Origin of the sequence: Okeanomitos corallinicola TIOX110 (genome assembly GCF_038050375.1) — a bacterium.
In the GTDB taxonomy this organism is placed as follows: Bacteria; Cyanobacteriota; Cyanobacteriia; order Cyanobacteriales; family Nostocaceae; genus Okeanomitos; species Okeanomitos corallinicola.
In genome coordinates this window covers 662,281-682,213 of sequence record NZ_CP150886.1, presented here as the reverse complement: position 1 = coordinate 682,213, position 19,933 = coordinate 662,281, and the positions used below count along the sequence as shown (strand labels likewise).

The 19,933-nt window shown below is 35.5% G+C and carries 19 protein-coding genes; 8 read left to right on the top strand and 11 right to left on the bottom strand.

Annotation, left to right across the window (positions count from 1 at the left end; all coding sequences use genetic code 11):
- Positions 1 to 10 precede the first annotated feature (10 nt).
- Positions 11 to 1,156 carry an ABC transporter ATP-binding protein gene (locus WJM97_RS02850; RefSeq protein WP_353931542.1) on the bottom strand — a complete coding sequence of 382 codons (1,146 nt, stop codon included), beginning with the start codon at positions 1,154 to 1,156 and terminating at the stop codon, positions 11 to 13.
- A 312-nt stretch (positions 1,157 to 1,468) separates the two neighbouring features.
- Between WJM97_RS02850 and mrdA the strand changes: the two genes are divergently transcribed.
- A complete protein-coding gene (gene mrdA, locus WJM97_RS02845; protein ID WP_353931541.1) occupies positions 1,469 to 3,274 on the top strand; it encodes a penicillin-binding protein 2 in 1,806 nt (601 codons plus the stop codon).
- Between the two features lie 13 nt (positions 3,275 to 3,287).
- Here the strand turns inward: mrdA and WJM97_RS02840 are convergent, their stop codons facing one another.
- The 3 genes from WJM97_RS02840 to WJM97_RS02830 all read right to left on the bottom strand — a co-directional run bounded on the left by WJM97_RS02840 (position 3,288) and on the right by WJM97_RS02830 (position 5,290).
- Complete coding sequence (locus tag WJM97_RS02840) at positions 3,288 to 3,611, bottom strand: metalloregulator ArsR/SmtB family transcription factor (protein ID WP_353931540.1); 324 nt, start codon at positions 3,609 to 3,611, stop codon at positions 3,288 to 3,290.
- Positions 3,612 to 3,746: 135 nt separating this feature from the next.
- Complete coding sequence (locus WJM97_RS02835) at positions 3,747 to 4,289, bottom strand: GNAT family N-acetyltransferase (RefSeq protein WP_353931539.1); 543 nt, start codon at positions 4,287 to 4,289, stop codon at positions 3,747 to 3,749.
- 140 nt (positions 4,290 to 4,429) lie between these two features.
- Positions 4,430 to 5,290: an XDD3 family exosortase-dependent surface protein gene (locus tag WJM97_RS02830; RefSeq protein WP_353931538.1), complete on the bottom strand. Its 861-nt coding sequence runs from the start codon at positions 5,288 to 5,290 to the stop codon at positions 4,430 to 4,432.
- Positions 5,291 to 5,598: 308 nt separating this feature from the next.
- Here WJM97_RS02830 and WJM97_RS02825 point away from each other — a divergent pair, with 308 nt between their 5' ends.
- From WJM97_RS02825 to WJM97_RS02815, 3 genes are all read left to right on the top strand, one after another.
- Positions 5,599 to 7,014: an ATP-binding protein gene (locus WJM97_RS02825; RefSeq protein WP_353931537.1), complete on the top strand. Its 1,416-nt coding sequence runs from the start codon at positions 5,599 to 5,601 to the stop codon at positions 7,012 to 7,014.
- 20 nt (positions 7,015 to 7,034) lie between these two features.
- Complete coding sequence (locus WJM97_RS02820; protein WP_353931536.1) at positions 7,035 to 8,414, top strand: tetratricopeptide repeat protein; 1,380 nt, start codon at positions 7,035 to 7,037, stop codon at positions 8,412 to 8,414.
- Between the two features lie 155 nt (positions 8,415 to 8,569).
- Complete coding sequence (locus WJM97_RS02815; protein WP_353931535.1) at positions 8,570 to 9,436, top strand: Uma2 family endonuclease; 867 nt, start codon at positions 8,570 to 8,572, stop codon at positions 9,434 to 9,436.
- A gap of 77 nt (positions 9,437 to 9,513) precedes the next feature.
- Here the strand turns inward: WJM97_RS02815 and WJM97_RS02810 are convergent, their stop codons facing one another.
- The 6 genes from WJM97_RS02810 to WJM97_RS02785 form a co-directional block, all read right to left on the bottom strand.
- Positions 9,514 to 10,719: an aspartate aminotransferase gene (locus WJM97_RS02810; protein ID WP_353931534.1), complete on the bottom strand. Its 1,206-nt coding sequence runs from the start codon at positions 10,717 to 10,719 to the stop codon at positions 9,514 to 9,516.
- A 169-nt stretch (positions 10,720 to 10,888) separates the two neighbouring features.
- Positions 10,889 to 12,037 carry an iron-containing alcohol dehydrogenase family protein gene (locus WJM97_RS02805; RefSeq protein WP_353931533.1) on the bottom strand — a complete coding sequence of 383 codons (1,149 nt, stop codon included), beginning with the start codon at positions 12,035 to 12,037 and terminating at the stop codon, positions 10,889 to 10,891.
- A 224-nt stretch (positions 12,038 to 12,261) separates the two neighbouring features.
- Positions 12,262 to 12,783, bottom strand: a complete 522-nt coding sequence (locus WJM97_RS02800) for a Ycf51 family protein (protein WP_353931532.1) — start codon at positions 12,781 to 12,783, stop codon at positions 12,262 to 12,264.
- 107 nt (positions 12,784 to 12,890) lie between these two features.
- Positions 12,891 to 13,271: a hypothetical protein gene (locus WJM97_RS02795; RefSeq protein WP_353931531.1), complete on the bottom strand. Its 381-nt coding sequence runs from the start codon at positions 13,269 to 13,271 to the stop codon at positions 12,891 to 12,893.
- A 390-nt stretch (positions 13,272 to 13,661) separates the two neighbouring features.
- A complete protein-coding gene (locus tag WJM97_RS02790) occupies positions 13,662 to 14,969 on the bottom strand; it encodes an O-antigen ligase family protein (protein WP_353931530.1) in 1,308 nt (435 codons plus the stop codon).
- On the bottom strand, positions 14,970 to 15,812 hold the full coding sequence (locus WJM97_RS02785; protein WP_353931529.1) for a YaaW family protein: 843 nt from the start codon (positions 15,810 to 15,812) through the stop codon (positions 14,970 to 14,972).
- Positions 15,813 to 15,914: 102 nt separating this feature from the next.
- Between WJM97_RS02785 and WJM97_RS02780 the strand changes: the two genes are divergently transcribed.
- The 3 genes from WJM97_RS02780 to WJM97_RS02770 all read left to right on the top strand — a co-directional run bounded on the left by WJM97_RS02780 (position 15,915) and on the right by WJM97_RS02770 (position 18,467).
- Entirely contained in the window at positions 15,915 to 17,006 is a 1,092-nt protein-coding gene (locus WJM97_RS02780; RefSeq protein WP_353933091.1) for an FAD-dependent oxidoreductase, read from the top strand.
- Between the two features lie 414 nt (positions 17,007 to 17,420).
- Positions 17,421 to 17,798, top strand: coding sequence for a hypothetical protein (locus WJM97_RS02775; protein WP_353931528.1), 378 nt, complete (start codon positions 17,421 to 17,423; stop codon positions 17,796 to 17,798).
- A 282-nt stretch (positions 17,799 to 18,080) separates the two neighbouring features.
- Complete coding sequence (locus tag WJM97_RS02770; protein ID WP_353931527.1) at positions 18,081 to 18,467, top strand: STAS/SEC14 domain-containing protein; 387 nt, start codon at positions 18,081 to 18,083, stop codon at positions 18,465 to 18,467.
- A gap of 76 nt (positions 18,468 to 18,543) precedes the next feature.
- Here the strand turns inward: WJM97_RS02770 and WJM97_RS02765 are convergent, their stop codons facing one another.
- Positions 18,544 to 19,110 carry a DUF5132 domain-containing protein gene (locus tag WJM97_RS02765; RefSeq protein WP_353931526.1) on the bottom strand — a complete coding sequence of 189 codons (567 nt, stop codon included), beginning with the start codon at positions 19,108 to 19,110 and terminating at the stop codon, positions 18,544 to 18,546.
- Between the two features lie 290 nt (positions 19,111 to 19,400).
- Between WJM97_RS02765 and WJM97_RS02760 the strand changes: the two genes are divergently transcribed.
- The gene (locus tag WJM97_RS02760; protein WP_353931525.1) at positions 19,401 to 19,862 is read left to right on the top strand and encodes a pyridoxamine 5'-phosphate oxidase family protein; all 462 of its coding nucleotides are present in this window, start codon (positions 19,401 to 19,403) and stop codon (positions 19,860 to 19,862) included.
- Positions 19,863 to 19,933: the final 71 nt, after the last annotated feature.

Below are 19,933 nucleotides of genomic sequence, written 5' to 3'. Positions count from 1 at the left end.
TCATGGTTTACTATTGATTTACCCTTGATGTTTGACTAATAGCTAAACAGTCATTTTCTGACCACCAAACATATATGGGAGTATTACGGTCTGGTAAACTACCAAAAGTATTAGGTTGTAAAATATTAACACTTATGCCATTGGTTAATTCCACTAAATAATTAACATGAGTACCCAAATACATGACATTAATTAATCTACCTTCAAAGCAGTTATGCGGTAGATTAGGCTGATACAAAGAAATCTGAATTTTTTCAGGACGTACACTCAAATTGACTACTTGTAATAGTTCCAGTGGAGTGTCTTCTGGACGAACAGCAATAATTGATAATCCGCTTTTAGTCAAAACTTTTACATATCCTATGTCAATGGTAGTTAATTCACCACTGAAGAGGTTGGTATCACCAATAAAGTCAGCAACAAAAGAAGTTTGTGGACGTTCGTAAATTTCGCTAGGAGTACCAACCTGTTCTATTTTGCCTTGATTCATCACTGCTATCCGATCAGATAAGGATAGTGCTTCCTGCTGATCATGTGTAACCATGATAAACGTTACCCCTAGATTTTTTTGGATATTGGATAATTCACACTGCATTTCCTTCCGCAGTTTTAAATCTAAAGCTCCCAATGGTTCATCCAATAGCAAAACAGCGGGACGATTCACTAAAGCCCTAGCTAAAGCTACCCGTTGTTGTTGACCACCAGATAAATGAGAAGGAAAACGCGATCGCAAACTATCCATTTTCACGAGTTTCAACGCATCCCCTACTCGTCCATCAACCTCCAATTTAGATAGTTTTTGTAACCGTAATCCAAAGGCGATATTGTCCCACACATTCAAATGATTAAAAAGAGCATAGCTTTGAAAGACGGTATTGATAGGCCTTTTGTAAGCAGGGACATCGGTCATAGATTGGCCTTGAATCAGCAACTTACCAGCATCAAGTCTTTCAAAACCAGCAATTAAGCGGAGTATAGTTGTCTTCCCACAACCAGAAGGACCTAAAATACTAAAGAACTCTCCTTGTTTTACATCTAAGTCCACACCGTGTACGGCTGGTTCTTGGTTGAAAAACTTGAACACGTTCCGCAGTTCAACATCAAGTGGCTGAAAATTAGGTATACTCCTCTGATTCTGCATTGCAGTTTGAGCCATAGTATTTAGTTAGTAGAAAGCCGTGATCTGATAAAACTTAGTTGAGCAATGTAGCCAATGATCTAAAAATTACACTCTGATTTATTTTATCCGGCAAAAACACCCTTGTTAAAAATATATAGGAATTATGACTTGATTACTGAATTTACTTGTCTAAGTTGGCAAAAGGCAAGAGGATTATAGAAAATTAACCTATAACCAATGTGGTAAAAATCAGATAGGTTTTCTAAACAGACCATTGTTCTGGTTTCCATACCGGATTACAGCTGTAAAGCATTGTTTACAGAGAATATTAGTGTCATGTATTTTCTTATGGCTATATTACCATCACTACTCAGTATTCAAAAAAATACCCGTACGGTCGGCCGTGGTTCTCAACCATTATTTTTAATTTTATTCACCTTACTGATGACATCTGGGATAGGCGCTCGTTTGGCTTATTTACAGATTATGGAAGGGCCAAAACATAAAGAACGGGCAGAATCTAACCGGATTCGGATGATTACCAAGCAACCGGAACGGGGAAACATTTTTGACCGTAATGGCAAACTATTAGCTACTACTCGTTATCCCCGATCTGTTTATTTGTGGCCAATGGCACATACTCAACCTTCATGGTTAGTAGTTGGCCCACTGCTTTCTCAAATTCTGGAGATTCCGCAAGCGGAAATAGAGCAGAAACTCATAGACGCAGGTGTAAATTCTGCCTCTCTAGTTCGTATTGCACGTAACTTGAATGATGCTCAAGTAACGGCTTTAAAAGAATATGAAACCGAATTAGCAGGGGTAGAAATAAATACAGAAGCTATGCGCTATTATCCTCAAGGTAAAATAACAGCGCATATTATTGGTTACACCCGTGAACTGACAGCAGAACAGTTAAAAGAAAAGCGGTCTCAAGGCTACCGTTTGGGAGATGTAATTGGTCACATGGGTGTAGAAAAAGCCTATGAAAAAACTCTCAGAGGTGAATGGGGTGGTCAGCAGGTAGAAGTGGATGGCGCTGGTAGACCCCTAAGAGTTTTAGGAGAAAAACAAGCTCAAGCGGGGAATGATTTACACTTAACTATAGATTTAGAAATCCAAAAAGTAGCAGAAAAAGCCATAGGTAGACGGAATGGGGCGATTGTAGCACTCAATCCCAATAATGGGGAAGTGTTAGCAATGGTATCTCATCCCACCTTTGACCCCAATATTTTCTCTAAACCAAAACTCTCTCAAAAAGATTGGGAAAGTTTACAAAATGCTGAACATCCTTTGGTGAATCGCGCTTTAAGTGTGTTTCCTCCAGCCAGTACATTTAAGATTGTGACTACAACTGCTGCTTTAGAATCTGGGAAATTTTCACCAAATACAGTTTTGCAAACCTATGGTTATTTAAACATCGGTGGGACAAGATTTGGAGAGTGGAATCATGCTGGCTTCGGTCCGTTGGGGTTTGTGGGGGCGATGCAGTGGAGTAGTGATACTTTCTTTTATCAAATTGCTAAGGGTATAGGTGGTCCAACTTTGATTGATTGGACTCGTAGATATGGTTTTGGGGAAAAAACAGGTTTTGATTTTGCTACGGAAGAGGCTAAGGGTTTAGTTCCTGATGATACATGGAAGCGAAAAGCTTGGAAAATGCCTTGGACTGTGGGTGATACTGTCAATATGTCTATTGGTCAAGGTGCTTTACAAACTTCTCCTTTACAAGTCGCTGTGATGTTTGCTGTGCCGGCTAATGGTGGTTATCGTGTGCAACCCCATTTGTTAAAAGATGATGGAGATGCTAAAAAATGGCGTGAGTCTTTGAATATGAAGCCTGTAACTGTAAAAATTCTCCGTGACGGTTTACGGAAAGTAATTACTGAGGGTACTGCTCAAGCTCTGAATAAACCAAATCTTCCTCCAGTAGCCGGTAAAACTGGAACAGCGGAAGCATGGAAGGGGAGAGCAAAACAAAATCATGCTTGGTTTGGTGCTTATGCACCAGCTGATAAACCAGAAATTTTAGTGGTGGCTTTTGGTGAACATTCTGGTGGTGGTGGTGGTAGTGTGGCTGCACCGATGATTTTAGAAATTTTTGAAGATTATTTTGCGAGGAAGAAAGCTTCTGGTACAGTACGGCGTAAATAAGGGTTTTAATCCATCACTGACAACAAGAACGAGAGGGATAAAATACAGAATTACTGTGAATATCAGTTAAATACTCTTCTAAAGCCTGAAATTGGTGTAAATTCAAACTATAATAGATCCAACGTCCTTCTTGACGGGCATTAACGAGATTTGCTTCTTTCAAGTTTTTGAGATGAAAAGATAGTTTTGATTGACTTATTTCTAAAGCGTCGCATAAATCGCAGACGCAAAGTTCACGCTGACGCAGTAATTCTATGACTCTAATTCTAATGGGGTCAGAAAGGGCATGAAAGCCGGCGATAATTAAGTGTGGGGGTGTGGTTGTAGAAGTAGTCATTATGATACAGCAGAGTTGCTCAGACTGTATTATAGCTTTTTGTTAGTGTCAGGATATCTGGGAGTTGAGGATTTACAGGATGGGGAACGCAGATAAACGCAGATAAACGCAGATTAATTATGTTTATATGAGGATTTACAGGATTTTTTGATTTATGGGTTTGGGGGTAAATATGCAGTTTTCAGGATTTTGATTAGAGATGTTTTTATAGTAAATATATCCATTTTTAGGTGTTTCTATATCTAGAAATTTAATGTATCCACTATTTTCATATAGTGAAGTAGCTTCTTGAAAAAGACTAATAGTTTTAATCCAAATACTTGAATATTTTCTATTTGCAATTTCTAGTTCTAATTGATGTAATAATAATTTTCCTAAACCTTTACCTCTTGCTTCCGGTAATAGGTAGATTTTTTTAATTTCCGCGCCTGTTTCTACTGCTTTATATGGATAAAATGCGGCAGTACCTAAAATTTTATTTTCTTTTTCTACTACCCAAAATAATCCACCTGTTTCTAGATAATATTTTTCTACTGCTGTGTAAGTTTGCATATCTTGATCATATTCTTCAGGAAGAATTACACCATATTCTAATCTAATAGTTTGAATTATATTTAGGATTATTTGGTAATCACTTGGTTGTAGGTTACGAATTGTAAAATCTTGGTATTTATACATAAGATTAGTAATTATAGTAATATAAATTTATTTTTACAATTTTGTTTAATTTGAATGTTCAAGAAAAGCGATCGCAAAGTAAAAATGGCTAGAGATGCGATCGCCAAAAATTAAAAAATTCAAAAAATGAAGTCCGTTAATTAAGCATCTACTAGAACTTTCTTACTCTTTATTTTATTTCTAGTAGAAAATATACCCATTGCAGCTAAAGCAATCATTCCTATTAAAGTAGAAGGTTCAGGAGTAGGTTGAGGTGGTTCAGAAACATTTGCTACCATTGCTATGCCATCATTAAAACACTCTTGAATTAACCAAGCTACAACATCTCCTGAAGGTATTAAAGAACGATCAAGACTAAATCCAAAAGTTTGAGAACCAAACGCACCAAAACGTCCAAAATCTAAACCACTTAAATCACCAGCAAGAACATCACCAATTCGTTGTCCAGATGAAATTACACTATGAGTTGTATTTCCAAAAGGTGATTGATGTTGAGCTAAATCTCCTAAAGTTGGATTTCCACCTCTACTAATTACATGATTAGTATACTCAGCATTACTATCCCAACCATCATTAGCAGCAGCTACACTTGCTGTTCCAGAAACTCTCCATACACCTAAACTAGCAGCAGAATCATTAGCATTGGTAAAATTAACTCCTAATAATCCAGAAGCAGTTTGAATAAACAAGTCACCCCAACCAATATGACTATATCCATTAGCAACAGGAACTACAGCACCATCTTGAGGTAAATTGGCATTAATTGCAAAGGTGATTCTATTATTTTCTATATCATCTTTCATGCCTATAGCATGAATTTCAAATGTTCCACCACCCACACGGGTAGCACTACCAGGAGAAGTTCGATATGTAGAATCATTAAAAGAGTCAATTGAGTAATTCCAACCATTGTGTAAAACTGATGCTTGCGCTTCTTTAGTGACTCCTATAATTGTGAGTAAAGAAAGAGTTACTGTTGCGAGTTTGACTAGATTTTTCATCTGTAATTACCTCGATTTTGTAAATAATGCAAACATGAAATATAAGAGACTTAGTAAGAATTCAGGAGTCAAAAGTCAGCAGTCAGAATATTTGATAAATCAATAAATAATCAATCATTGATTTTTGATTTGACCCTGAAAAAGCTGATTACTGTTAGCTGAATACTTACGATACTCAGTTGTCTTGTCCAGAGCATAAAATTTACTATGTACCCAAGTCACTATTTAATTGTGCGTTGTTTGTTCGTTGAATTGTATACTGGTTGACGAATCGGGTATTATTCACTCAGTGCAATCTAGTGTGTGATATGGCGAGAAATAAACAAAAACTGTATCGGTTAACCACAGTAGGACATGAGTTAGTTAGAGAAGCATTAAAAAACTTTGAATCAATTAGTAGTTTTGCATCTGAAAAAAATCAACATCGTCAAACCTTTACTAAGTTTCATGATGGTGATGGTGTAATTAGAGCTACTGCTGAAACTTACTGTGATGTGTTAGATATTCCTAATTGGCGGGAAAATTGGGATAATATCTTTGAACTTGTACCAGAAAAAATTACAAATTGGCCTGTTTATGATCATGGTTGGGTAGGCCGAAAAAATCTGGTGAGTTGTTTAACAAAAAAAGTACAAGGAAATTGTCGGTTATTATTATTATTGGGAATTACAGGAATTGGTAAAACGGCTTTATCTGAATGTATTGCTAATGATATTCAATGTAGATTTAATAAGATTTTAAGAGTAAATTTTGATAGTGATGATAGTCCTAAAAATTTTGTCAATGTTGCGGTAAGATGGTTAGAAGAATTAGGACTTTTAACTACAGATAACCAAACAGAAAATATCCTTAAACAACTTATTAATTATCTCCGGGAAGAAAGGATTTTAATTTTAATTGATTCTTTAGAAGCATTATTAACAGCAAGTGAGGATGCTTGGGGAGATTTTGCAGATGAATGGTGGGCTAGGTTTTTTGAGAGTTTCTTAACTATAGAATCTTCTGCAAGTAGATTAATTGTTACTTCCCAAGATTTACCCAGTAAAATTGAAACCTTAGCTTCTCGTTATCCTAATTCCTATCATCGGCAAATTTTAGATGGTTTATTAGCAGATGAACAAATTGATTTATTTTACAAAGCTGGTTTAGATGTTAGTTTGGATTCAGAAGATAGGCAAATTTTAATCAGAATTGGTAAAATATATAAAGGACATCCTTTAACTTTACGTGTTGTTAGCGGTGAAATTGTCGAGTCTTTTGGTAGTAATACTTGTGCTTTTTGGCAAAATGTCGGTGATGAAATTGAGTTAGTAGAACAACATTTATTAGCAGCAGAATCAGGAATAAAATCAGAAGGTGTAGATGATGATTGGAAGTTACATAAATTGACCAGAAAAGTTCGCTCGGATGTTTATAAACACAGAGTAAATGCTGTTTTCCAGAGATTGAAAAATCAAAATTACGATGCTTATTTACTGATGTGTGTAGCAGCTACATATCGGTGTCCTGTCCAAGATAGTGCTTGGTTATTACAACTAAATCGCTATATTCAACGATTGAAAAATCAGGTTTATAGTAAGGAAAAACAACAAGAAGTGTTAGATGATTTATTTGCGAGGTTTTTAGTAGAAATATCTATTAATCATGAAAATCACCGTGTTTTAGGATTGCATAATTTAATTCGTAGTGTAGCTTTAGAACATCGTCAAACATTATTTCCATAGTTTATTTTCATCATCGAATTATGATTATATCTGTTCTGAGTAAAAGTCAAGAATTATATCAATCTTTAGAAATTGATTGGGAGAATGTTTCTTTAAATCAACTTGATAAATATACTGCTATTGAATATTTCCTCACTTTGGAAGATAAACCACCAGAGAGTGCGAACAATTTACAAAAAATAAATCGCTATTTGCAAGTTTTCCATCATTTATGTGAGGTTACAGAATGGCAAAAAGCTGGACAGGTTTTATCATTTTCTCCTGTATCTATACCATTACATGAACAATTACGAATTTGGGGATATTATCGAGAACAAATTGAATTATATCAACAACTTTTAGGAAAGGTCAATTCTGATCAAGATATCATTTGTTTATATGGATTAGGTAGGGCTTTTTATAATCTGAGTGATTATAATCAGTCTCTAATTTACTATCAAAAATTACTTAATTTTGCTCGTTTAATAAATAATCGCCAAGCAGAAGCGCGTGCTATGGATGGTTTGGGAAATATTAAATATATTAAACAAAATTTTGATGGAGCGATTGCTTATTTTCAGCAACAATTAGATATCGCTAATGAAATTGAGGATAGAGAACAAGAAGGTTATGCTTTAGACAATTTAGGATATGTCTTTTATTTTTCAGGACTAAACCAAGGTAAATATCATCATCAACAAAAAGGATTACATTATTTAGAAGATGCTTTAGAAATAGCTGATCAACTGAATAACCAGGAACTGGAAAGTTTGGCTATTGATCATATAACTATAATATATTTCAATCGTGGTCAGTGCAATAAATCATTAACATATCTTTTCCGTCAACTTGCTATTTGTCAAGAAAATAATGATAAACGTCGTCAGGGTGCAATATTAGAAAACATAGGTAGGTGCTATCTTATGCTCAAACAATCTGATCAAGCTCTGAAATATTCTCAGGAAGCTTTGATAGCTACACGGGAGATTGGGAATAAATGGAAAGAAGCTAATATATTAAATAACTTGGGTATAATTTATTGTTATCAATTAAAACAATATCAAGAAGCTTTATTTTATTTTGAGCAAGCATTAAAGATATTACAGAAAATTAGTATTGAAAGACTTCAAGCTATGAATGCTGTGAATATATCTATATGTTATTCATATTTAAAAAATCAGGAAAAATCAGTTTTTTATCTGAATATGGCTAAGTCATTAATGACAGAATTAGAGTCGGTAGAAACCAAAGGAATATTAATCATGTCTATAGCTAATTCCTATTGGCTACGTGATAAAATTTGGTATAAAGCCTGGGCAATATTGTTAGCAATAAAAGCACTAATCATAATTCCACCTTGGCGTAGTGCAAATGGACGTTTAGCGATGCAATCTGCAATTAAGCAAATATTTGGTAAGTGATTTATGAAAATATGAAAGATGTGATTTAAACTCATATCCTGAAAATCATTAAATCCTGGACATCCTGATTCTGACAATTAAAATTATTTGCATTTACCAAATATCAATTCCTACTGTTATGTTAAAATTAATTCAATGTATATTCTGGAGTTATTATGGAAAGCACTCAAGCAGTGATAAACCCCACTACTCCCACAAATCAAGATATTCATACACCTAAATTTACATTACCAGATCATACACAACTACCTGATTCAGACGGAAATTTTGTGTTAGCGAAGCGTACCGTAGGTCAAAATTTTCAGGAGCATCCCCAAAGTATTGTTTTAACCAGTTCCATTGAACCAATTTTACAAAAAATACATCCTGATGGTAACTATTGTATTGGTCAGGATAGCGGTATTTATTGGCGGTTAACAGACCCACCAGAAAAAGGTGCAGAAGCTCCAGATTGGTTTTATGTCCCTAATGTACCACCAAAACTAAATGGAGATTATCGTCGGTCTTATGTGTTATGGAAAGAATTTGTAGCACCATTAATTGCTATTGAGTTTGTGTCAGGAAATGGGGAAGAAGAAAGGGATAAAACTCCTCCCAGTGCAACGGAAAAAGCTGGGAAATTTTGGGTTTATGAACAAGCAATTCGTATTCCTTTTTATGCAATTTTTGAAGCTAGAAAAGCATTACTAGAAGTTTATCGTTTAGTAGATGGCAGTTATCAAAAAATCCAACCTAATGAAAGAGGACATTTTCCAATTTCTCCTCTGGGTGTGGAATTAGGTTTAATAGAAGATGACGGTGTACCTTGGGTACGTTGGTGGGATGATGGGGGGAATTTGTTGTTAACTGGTGATGAAAGAGCTATTGTTGAAAAACAAGCCCGTTTAGAAGCTGAAGAAATCGCCCAACAAGCAAAATTAGCACAACAACAAGCGGAGGAAATTGCCCAACAAGAACGACAACAAAAGGAGAAGTTAGCAGCGTATTTAAGGTCTTTGGGTGTTAATCCTGATGATATTTAAAAAATAGGATAAGGGGTAGGCACGGGGCGTTTAAATATCAAAAAGGGGTAGGCACGGGGGCGCTACCCCTACGTTAATTACACAGAAACTACCGCTTCTTGTTGATAAGAAATTCCTGCTTGTTTAAACCTTTGTAAAGCTTCACCCAAGCGATCGCAATCTGCAATTAAACTAATTCTCACATATCCTTCACCACCAGCACCAAAAGCATTTCCAGGTGTCACAACTACCCCGGTTTTTTGCAGTACATCTAAAGCGAAATCTGTAGAACCCATTCCCACCGGACATTTTACCCACAGATACATGGTTGCTTTGGTTTTAGGAACATTCCAACCCAATTTTCCTAAACCATCTATCAAGAAATCTCGACGGGTGCGGTAACGAGTTTGCACTTCTTGTAAATAAGAATCAGGTAATTCTAAAGCGGTTTCTGCTGCTGTTTGTAAGGCGGAAAAAATGCCATAATCTAAGTTGGTTTTTAAGGTTCTTAAACCTTGGATAACATGACGATTTCCCACGACAAAACCCACTCGCCAACCTGCCATGTTATAAGTTTTTGATAAGGTGTGAAACTCAACACCAATATCTTTTGCACCGGGAATTTCTAATAAACTTGTGGGTTGATAACCGTCAAAAGCTAATTCTGCATAACATAAATCATGCACTAAGAGAATTTCATACTTCCTAGCAAAAGCGACAATTTCCTCAAAAAATTCACGGGGGGCGGTTGCACCTGTGGGATTACTGGGATAATTGAAATAAAGAATTTTCGCTTTTCTTGCTACTTCTTCAGGGATAGAACTTAAATCAATTAACCAGTTATTTTCTTCCTTTAAAGTAATACTATGAATTACTCCGCCGGCAATAATTGGACCACGAAAATGAACGGGGTAAGATGGCGATGGTACTAATACAATATCACCAGGATTAATATAGGCGATCGCTAAATGTCCTAAACCTTCCTTAGAACCCAACAAAGGCAAAGCTTCACTATCAGGATCTAATTTCACACCATAACGGCGATTGTACCATTTAGTAATTGCTTTCCGAAAATTAGCAGTTCCTTCAAAGGGTGGATAACCATGATTAGCAGGATTTTGTAAAGCTGCTATCCCTGCATCAATGATTGGTTGAGGTGTCGCCCCATCGGGGTTTCCCATCCCCAAATCAATCAAATCTAATCCTTGTTCTCTAGCTTTTGCCTTTAGTTCATCCAACCTAGCAAAAACATAAGGAGGCAATTTCTGTACACGTTCTGCGGGAGTAATCCAACTTAAACTCATTCTTAAACCTCGGAATTAGTTGATTGGTGATTGGTGATTGGTGATTGGTGATTGGTGATTGGTGACTGGTGAATGCTTTTGCCTTTTTCCTTCTTTTACCTGTTCCCTATTCCCTTATTTCCCAATGCCCAATGCCCAATGCCCCATGCCCCATGCCCCATGCCCATTTTTAATTTTTAACTTTTAATTGATGTGGTGCAGTGGTAGAAATCATCGCCGCCATTAACTGTTCCAAAGCAACTGGAAAAGGTAATCTGTGAATATCAGAATTTGGTGATAAAGAAATTTCTGCGGCGGTTTGCAACTCAGTTAAAGTGATATTTCCTAATCCCAAATCTGCTAATTTTTGGGGCAATCCAATCTCTGCATAAAACTTTAATAATTGCTGTCTAGCTGCATCTGCAAGTTGATTACTTTGCAGCATTTCTTCTAATCGCAATTGTACTAAAATTCCGTAGGCGACTTTTTCACCATGAATGCTATCATGTCCACAAATATGGGTTAAACCATTATGTACTGCATGGGCGGCCACTGTACGACATTGTGCGCCACCTAAACCCCCGATGACACCTGCTAATAATACAGTAGCATCTACGACTTCTCGCCACACTTCACTACCGGGAGATTGTAAAGCAGCGGCGGATTTTTGGAAGAGGATGTCTCGTAAAACTCGCGCTTGTTGAACTGCGGCAATAATTAAAGTATCTTGTAAATGTCCGCTACTAACCGATGCTTCATACCATTTTGCGATCGCATCGCCAATACCTGCTACTAATGTCCGCTGTGGTGCAGTCTGGATCAAATCATAATCCAAAATCAGCAAATCAGGGCAGCGGGATAAACCCACATCATATAAAAACGCCCCCGATTCAGAATAGACATTAGATAAAGCCGTCCAAGCTGCACAGGTAGCCGCAGAAGTAGGAATAGTCACCACAGGTAATTTCAATTGATGGCCGACTAACTTAGCTGTATCCAAAGCCTTACCACCACCCATACCAATAATCACATCTGCTTTATGTTCCTTTGCAGCCTTACGTAAAGCTTTTAAAGTTGCTTCACAGCAATCTGCACCATAGGAACTTGTAGCAGCATCTAAATGTTCTGATTGGAAAATGGGTTGTAAACTTTCCTGAAAAATACCGAGAGTGCGATCGCCAGCTACAATTAAGGGACGAGTTCCCAAACTGGCAATTTCCACTACAGCAGAACCAAGTATACCAGCACCTCGGATCACCCTAGCTGGAGATACATTCAGTGTTAATAATGAACTAGCAGTTTCAGTAGACAAGGTTTGACTAGAAAATTGATTAGGCATAATAGCTTATTATCTCAAAACTTGATATTTATTCATAAAATTAGACTAACGATACACGATTCCTTTTGCCACACTCATAGAAAGCTATTGTTAATGGTGAAAATTCTCAAGTTCTAATATCTTAATATAAAAATAATCTTATTTGTATTGTAAGTCACAAAAAATTTGGTAATGGGTAATGGGTAATAGATAAAAATATTTCTCCCCCTCTCCCCATCACCAATTTAAGCCTTACTCTCTGGTAGTTGCGCGAACTTATCTAAGTAAATTTTCACATCCATTTCTGAATCTTCACGACTAACGAGAGTGCGTTCTACCTGACCTAAATAAACAGGTACGGAAACCCCTGGTTCTGGATGAATTAGAGTCCTAGCGCGAATTGTCAGTTGGTTATTTCCAGCTGCACCTAAACGTCCATAAGAATATAGATTACTAGCAGCTTGGCGTAAAGTCGCTTCTAATTCCGTGGGGGTAATATCCGATGCAGTAGAAATCACCGCTTGATTAGAACCATTATCAAAAACCAACGTATATTTTGCCGCACCGGGAATCACTGTTCTACTTAAAGGTACTAAAGACAGGGAAAATAACCCTGCTGTCAACACAATCATAAAACCTGTTGTACCCACAAGCCGAAAGCGGATACCCCATTTAAGGATAAAAGCTAAAATGGCCAGGACTGCAAACGCTATGGTAGCAATCCCTGACCATTGGGTATATTGTAAAAAATTTGCTGTTGTCGGCATGAGTTAATCTAAATGGGGATTTAATTGAATTACAGACATACCCATTTTACCGACTGCTTACGTTAAAAATACTCGTTGTTGGCCAAAATCAGGAATCATTATGACTACTAATAACAACTAATATCTTGATTACCTCTGCTATCAATCCACAAAGATACAGAAGAATCAGCTTTACACACTTGAGTGGAATTACCTTTCCTGATTTTAATTTCTTCGTAAAGTGTACAACTGCTAAACTGTCCTTTGCTATTAAAGCTAATAGATTCACCAGCTTTGCAAGGAAAAACAGATCGTCCCGAAGCACTAGCAACTTGAATAGTTGTATCTGACCCCAATATACACCTTGCCAAAGAACCATTAGGATACTTAGTGATTGTACCTGGTTCACAGACAACTGATGCAGATGCTGGTTCGGATATAGCCAGACCAATTGTAGATATTCCTAAGAAAGAAGCAACCAGTAAAGATAATTGAGAATGCTTTAGCATTGAAATTAGTTAGATTTATTTTCACTTAGACGGCAACTTATATAGTATAGATATGTACTAAACATGGATACAGTAATTACACTCGATGTCTATAGAAAAGTCTAACCAACCTAAAGTATCAGCACTATTGTGGATACTATCAGTGGCATACATACATTTACTCATATCTTGAATTCTATACAGACAGCTTAGTATTAACACAAAACCAAATCTAGAAATCAATTAATCAAGGGTGTTATGGAATTATTCTTCCATAGCACTCTTTTTAAGAGTTACCGCAGCTATCAGCGTTCAGCCATAAAAACCTTTGATTGTAAATATTTTTGATTATTATTTGTACCTCACTTGCATCAAATATGTTGTATTTATACTATTCTTCAATGGTAAAACTCATTTATTTTTTAGATGCTGTAATTTATGAATTACACCACATAAAGCACCTAAAAATACCCAAAATAAGGTACTTAAACGTAAATCAAAAGTTGTCACATCTACAGTATTAAAGATTATCCAACCAATAAAAGCGAGCAGATAACTAAAAAAGATTAGTCTATTTTCTGGTGCTAAAGATTTTGATTTCCACAGGGTTAGACTAGCGGTAATTAATATCCACATTAATAACCCACAAAATAACAAAGTTGTAATCAACCCGGTTTCCGCAGACAGCATTAAAAATAGGTTATGGGGATGACCTAAATCTATTTGCATTTTCTCTTTATAAAGTCCGCTAAAACTTCGTAAACCCCAACCGGTGAAAGGGTGTTGTTGGGTTAAATTCCAAGCGAATTCCCATTGGGTTTTTCGCATTAATGCGATTGGCCGATTGGGGTACATTTGATCATTTAACCGCGCCCAGATGAAATAGGGAACGAAACGACGGAAAAAATCAGCAATTTCTAATGGTGCAAAGGCAGCTAATAAAATACTAGCAACTACACCCGTAAAGCCCGCCACAATTAATCGCCAACCTTGATATAAGGCATAAGCTAAACAGGTAATAATAGCTATGACCCAGGCATTTCTAGAGTTAGTTAAAACTAAGGCGATAAAGTTAGCAATTACTGTGATTGTTAAGAAAATTAGAGGACGGTAATCAACAGTTGTTTTTTCTTTAATTTGTTGTTTAATAAGTTGATAATTTTCTAACCATAAACCTAAACCTAAAATAAAAATAGTGACTAAGTAAGCGGCTAACGTGTTAGCGTGCATGAGAACAGAAGCCATGCGGCCTGGTGGTTCTCCTCCAGAGGTAAGATGTAAATCTATCAATACCCACAGAAATTGGATGTTAAAACCCCAACCTAAAAATAATTGCCCAAAACCAAAAATTACCACAGGTAAAGAACCACATACCATGATCCAAGCTATCTGCCGTAATTGGGTGGTTGTTTGAATTAAAGGAGTTAATCCAGTAAAGACAATAAAATAAGGTAATAGATTAAATAAACCTAAAAATGCCTCTAATTTATGGTTGGCAAATCCTGTAGTTATTAACAGTAATAAACTTAAAATTGCAAATCCTTGATGTAAAGGTTTTTTGCTAATAGTGCGGTATTTTTTGCCCCAAGTTATTAAGGCTGCTAAAGCAATTGTCACAGCCCCCAAGAATGGATTGACGGGGAAAACAATTAATCCAAATTGAAGACTGTTCCAAGGGAATTTTAAATTAGAATCTGGATGATAAAAACCTTTTTTCAATTAAGCTAACTCCCAAAATTCTGTACGAGTAAGACGAATTTGCGCCAGGGTGAAAATTGTAGGAATAATCCGACCATAATTAGTGGCAATTGTTCGCCAACCTAAATCCGCAAAAAACCATGCCCACATCATCGGACCGACAACAGTAAATACTGTCCTGACAGCACTATAACGGGCTGCACTCATAGTCATTCCTCGGCGTGCCATCTGTGCTGTAACATAATTTTGAAATTGTTTACTAGCTACCTTTGTTCCTGTTTTTGCAGCTTCTTTAGCTACTTGATAGGTAGCAAAATGAATGGCAAATTGACGGGCAATTTGTTGGAGAATGTAAGGTTGAATTACAGAAGTTACGGCTAAAGCACTACCGCCTTTAAAAATTAATCCTAAAGGATCTTTTTGTAAAGATAAAGGTAAAGGTTGTTGAATATCCGATTGAATTAAATGGGCTTGTATTTTAGCAGTTAATTTTTGTTTTTCTGCTTCTGGTAGCTGTTTCCAAACTTTTCCTAAAAGATGTAAAAATATCTCTGCTTCTAAATCAACAGTTTCTAAATCATCTGTATAAGGAATTTTCAAATATTTACATACTTGAATTAATGCTTGTCGGTAAGTAACTTTTTCCGTACGTCTACGTAATACGGTGATGCCATCAGCAGCCAAAAAACGAAACCGATCTTCTAGAGCATCTAACCAAGCTTGACGACCTTGGCTTTGGACTTCAATGGGTTCAGGTGTGTGAACATAATCGAGGGGGTTAAACTTACGACTAAACAAAATTGCAGTTAGGTCTTGTAGTTCTTCCTCAGTTGCTAATTCTAATACTGTCCTGAGTTCATCCAATTTCCCATCCTCCTTTTCGTGTAAATGGTCTGTTCCCTATTCTACTATTAGGTTTTAGTAATTATTGTCAAGGTGTAAGTGTGAATTATGTCAAATTCTCATATAACTGATGTCATCGTCATTGGTGCGGGTATATCTGGTTTAGTTTGCGCTCAACGTTTACGTCAAGCTGGTTATTCGGTGCTGGTGTTAGAAAAATCTCGTGGTGTGGGTGGAAGAGTTGCAACACGGCGTTTGTATGGTACTTGTGCGGATCATGGTGCTTGTTATCTTAAACCCAAAGGTGAATTATTTAATCAATTGATAGAGATTTTGCGCGATCGCCATATCATCCAACTATGGACAGATACAGTTTACCAACATCAATCAACCACAGGTTTAATAGTTCAAAGTTCCGCAACTTGTTATACTGCACCAGACGGAATGAGTGCGATCGCTAAATTTCTAGTTCAAAAATTAAATCTACACATCACTAACCGGGTAGTAAAAGTTAACCTCACCTCAGAAAATTCCTGGTGTTTAACTTTAGAAAATAATGAACAATTTCACGCCAAAGCCCTATTAATCGCCATCCCCGCCCCCCAAGCCGCAGATTTATTAACACCTTTAGGTGAAAACCTCTTAGGTACTGAATTTCTCAAAAACCTCCAATCCGTTGAATTTAACCCCTGTATCAGCGTTATGGCAGGATTCCCTCACAACTCCCAACCATTACCTCATTGGCAAGCTTTGACTTTTAATGATCATCCCGATTTAGGTTGGATTGGATTAGATAGTAGTAAGCGTCTCCAATTAGAAAAACCTCATTTTGTAGTTCAAAGTAGTGCCAATTTTGCCCAACAACATTTAGACACAGAAGACTTACAGCCAGTCGGCAATTATATGTTAAAAAAAGCCGCAGCATATCTAGATTTATCTTGGTTAGAAAATCCTGAATGGGCTACAGTACATCGCTGGCGTTATGCTTTTCCTCGCACTCCTTTAGATGTTGCTTGTTTACCTGCCCAAACTCCCCTCCCTTTGGTTTGTAGCGGTGACTGGTGTGGGGGAAGTTTAATAGAAGGGGCAATGTTGTCAGGATTAGCCGCAGCCCAAGAAATAGACGGTCAAATGGGTAATCAACTTTCAGCAGACAGAGATTTTTTAGACTTTGTTAGGGAATTTTCTACTAACAGTTACACCATAGACAACTAAAACATCAACGCTCCCAAAAAAAAAGGTGAATAAGTAAAGATTATCAAAGACAAATTTAATCCTAGTTAACATTAGTTAATTACCTGAAAAATTGATCCTTCATGTTTATACATAGATTTGTGTAGTTTTGTGGCATTTTACTGTCAATATCGGAATAATAGTAATCGTCAATCACTACGGAAAATTTCCACAGGTTCATTTAATCAGTTCTTGGTTATACTTTTAGGTATCTCAATATCAAAAGATAACAAAGACATCTGAATATTTTGCTAATTTCAAATTTGATATTAGTAGTCAGAAGTCTGACATTAAAAATACTTCTGATTACCTATCAGAAAAAAATCTTAATCCCGACATTCTTCCTTGCATAAATTATTAACTGGCTAACTGTATGAAATAAGGAGATAAAAAACCATGAAAACCATAGTTAAGTTAACCCAAGAATATATTGTTGGAGAAATTGACAGCGTTTTAGATACATATCCATATCAACCTTATCAACAAGTTTTTGCAATTCCTGATTTACGTCAAGAGTTAATATCCTTCGTTATCAATCGTCTCCCCGGCTTTTCTAACGAATTTTCTGACCATGTAATACCATTAAAACAACAAATAAAAGAAGACTCTTTTAACTACAAATTATCCCGCAATCCTTTAGAACAAAAATTACATCTGCAAAATTTGATTAATCAAGGTATTTCCTCAATTATCCAAGAAAAATCAGAATGGATTAGTAATTATTTGTGTGAAACAGTTCAACCGGGTTGTCAACCTTCTAGGTGGTTTGGTTAATTTCATTCAGACAAATTTTTTAGTTGCGGTAGTGTTTTTTAAATTGGGTTTAATAACTTTCTGTTAACAGCAAAATTCTCCAGATACCTAACTTATGGAAAAAGTTGGGTATCTGAATTTAACATTTTTTATCAAAAATTAAATTTGCTTAAAACTTACTTAACATTATTAAATATCTTCATTTTCTAAACCTCTTGCATATAATTTTGTTGCCATATATACTGAGCTTAATCACTTTATATTATAGTAAAACTTAAACAACTAGCTGGCGAGAAATTAACAATGTCAACAGTGAAACTGGAAATTCAATTATCCTCACAAGAATTACTCAAAGCTGTTGAGCAGTTAAACAAATCAGAATTGGAAGAGTTTGTTTCTAAAATCATCATTTTACATACCCAGAAAAAATCTGCTCAATTACTGAAAAATGAAGCAGAGGAGTTTTTACACAAAAATTATAATACTGATTGTGACAATCATAACTACTACAACAGATTAATCACGAAGACAGAAGAAAAAATGACAGATGAAGAGTACAGAGAGTTATTGCGATTAAGCGAACAAATAGATAAACTCCAAGCTCATCGTTTTGAATATCTAGCAGATTTAGCACATTTACATGGAGTTTCCTTAACTGAATTAATGAAAAGCTTGGGTTTTCAGACATAAAACCTTATTTTATACTGATAAACCCAAATAGTAAAATTTTGATAATCCAACTATCTCCTGTTGTGATTTTTTCATATCAATTTTCCCGCTCCCTATTACTGTATTGCTCCTGAAATTCAATAGAAACAGCATTAATTGATAAATCATTTAATTGAGATTCATCCTCAAAATTCAGTCGAGTAAAAATATCAAAAGCAAACCAAGCTAATATATACCAAGGAATTTCTTCTAATTGTAGACCTTTTTTCAATAATTGTTCCAGTGCAAATCCAGCAATTATCAGCGGGAATATCACCTTGATATCAATAACACCATTTGTCATTACCCCCACATCATTATTCAAATCAGAGATAATATTTATCAACTCCCTAGCAACTGCTGATTTACCATTAATTTTATCATTTGGATAATCTATGTATGAAAAACTGTCCGATTTATCTTTTCTAACTTCTGTTATTAATTTTTCCCATATCTCACCTATTTCTAGAACAGCATATTTTACATTTTCAGATAAAATAACACCATCTTTAATAGTATTTTGAACCATAGGTTGTTTTATAGCTGAAGCAATAGGTAAAATCACAGGAGATAAAACTATTGCCGTTAAACCTTCAGCTAATTTATCAAATGTATAATCCATCATTAAATCTCCACTTAATTATTTTTATCAATTTTATGTATATGATATTCAATTATCATCAAACTTTTATTAATTTAAATCAACCTAAAGAACCATAAATTAATTGTCAACCAATATTAAAGCTAAAACCTTTGATATTTAATTTGATATTTAAAAATATTTCTTTAGTAATACATAAATTATCTGAGTTTATTTAGTTAACATTAAATAAAAATTACACCTCTAGACTCATGTTTTAACTATAAAAATGAAACTAATATAAATTGAAGATATCACTTAATGAACAGAGTTAAATGGCAAATTCACAAGATTATCATCAAAAAATTCAGCACTTGCGTCAAATCATCCAAAATATTGACTGTACTATGTTAACTACAGTTGATGAAGATGGTAGTTTACACAGTCGGCCTATGTCAATTTTTAATGAAATAGACACAGATGGTAAACTCTGGTTTTTTACCTTTGCTAACTCCCATAAGGTATTAGAAATCGAACGCCGTCAACAAGTAAACGTCAGTTTTTCTGCACCAGATAAACAGCGATATATCTCTATTTCTGGTACAGCAGAACTGGTGAGAGATAGAAATAAATTAGCAGAAAAATGGCAACCAATATTACAAACCTGGTTTCATCAGGGATTAGATGAACCCAATATTGCTTTACTAAAAATTAATATCAATAAAGCAGATTATTGGGAAAGTCTATCAAGTTTCATCCCACAAACAATTAGTTTTTTAGAACTCTCACATATTTAATCTATCTCCTTGATTACATTAATATCAGTTGCTTTTTATATGTAGAAACGTTGTATTTAACATCTCTACAT

Bases quoted from the DNA above. Each gene is read 5' to 3' on its own strand.
- WJM97_RS02800 (WP_353931532.1), bottom strand. From the start codon at position 12,783: ATGCCGACAACAGCAAATTTTTTACAATATACCCAATGGTCAGGGATT.
- mrdA (WP_353931541.1), top strand. From the start codon at position 1,469: ATGGCTATATTACCATCACTACTCAGTATTCAAAAAAATACCCGTACG.
- WJM97_RS02770 (WP_353931527.1), top strand. From the start codon at position 18,081: ATGTCAACAGTGAAACTGGAAATTCAATTATCCTCACAAGAATTACTC.
- WJM97_RS02765 (WP_353931526.1), bottom strand. From the start codon at position 19,110: ATGATGGATTATACATTTGATAAATTAGCTGAAGGTTTAACGGCAATA.
- WJM97_RS02820 (WP_353931536.1), top strand. From the start codon at position 7,035: ATGATTATATCTGTTCTGAGTAAAAGTCAAGAATTATATCAATCTTTA.
- WJM97_RS02760 (WP_353931525.1), top strand. From the start codon at position 19,401: ATGGCAAATTCACAAGATTATCATCAAAAAATTCAGCACTTGCGTCAA.
- WJM97_RS02850 (WP_353931542.1), bottom strand. From the start codon at position 1,156: ATGGCTCAAACTGCAATGCAGAATCAGAGGAGTATACCTAATTTTCAG.
- WJM97_RS02830 (WP_353931538.1), bottom strand. From the start codon at position 5,290: ATGAAAAATCTAGTCAAACTCGCAACAGTAACTCTTTCTTTACTCACA.
- WJM97_RS02840 (WP_353931540.1), bottom strand. From the start codon at position 3,611: ATGACTACTTCTACAACCACACCCCCACACTTAATTATCGCCGGCTTT.
- WJM97_RS02795 (WP_353931531.1), bottom strand. From the start codon at position 13,271: ATGCTAAAGCATTCTCAATTATCTTTACTGGTTGCTTCTTTCTTAGGA.
- WJM97_RS02835 (WP_353931539.1), bottom strand. From the start codon at position 4,289: ATGTATAAATACCAAGATTTTACAATTCGTAACCTACAACCAAGTGAT.
- WJM97_RS02825 (WP_353931537.1), top strand. From the start codon at position 5,599: ATGGCGAGAAATAAACAAAAACTGTATCGGTTAACCACAGTAGGACAT.
- WJM97_RS02810 (WP_353931534.1), bottom strand. From the start codon at position 10,719: ATGAGTTTAAGTTGGATTACTCCCGCAGAACGTGTACAGAAATTGCCT.
- WJM97_RS02775 (WP_353931528.1), top strand. From the start codon at position 17,421: ATGAAAACCATAGTTAAGTTAACCCAAGAATATATTGTTGGAGAAATT.
- WJM97_RS02805 (WP_353931533.1), bottom strand. From the start codon at position 12,037: ATGCCTAATCAATTTTCTAGTCAAACCTTGTCTACTGAAACTGCTAGT.
- WJM97_RS02815 (WP_353931535.1), top strand. From the start codon at position 8,570: ATGGAAAGCACTCAAGCAGTGATAAACCCCACTACTCCCACAAATCAA.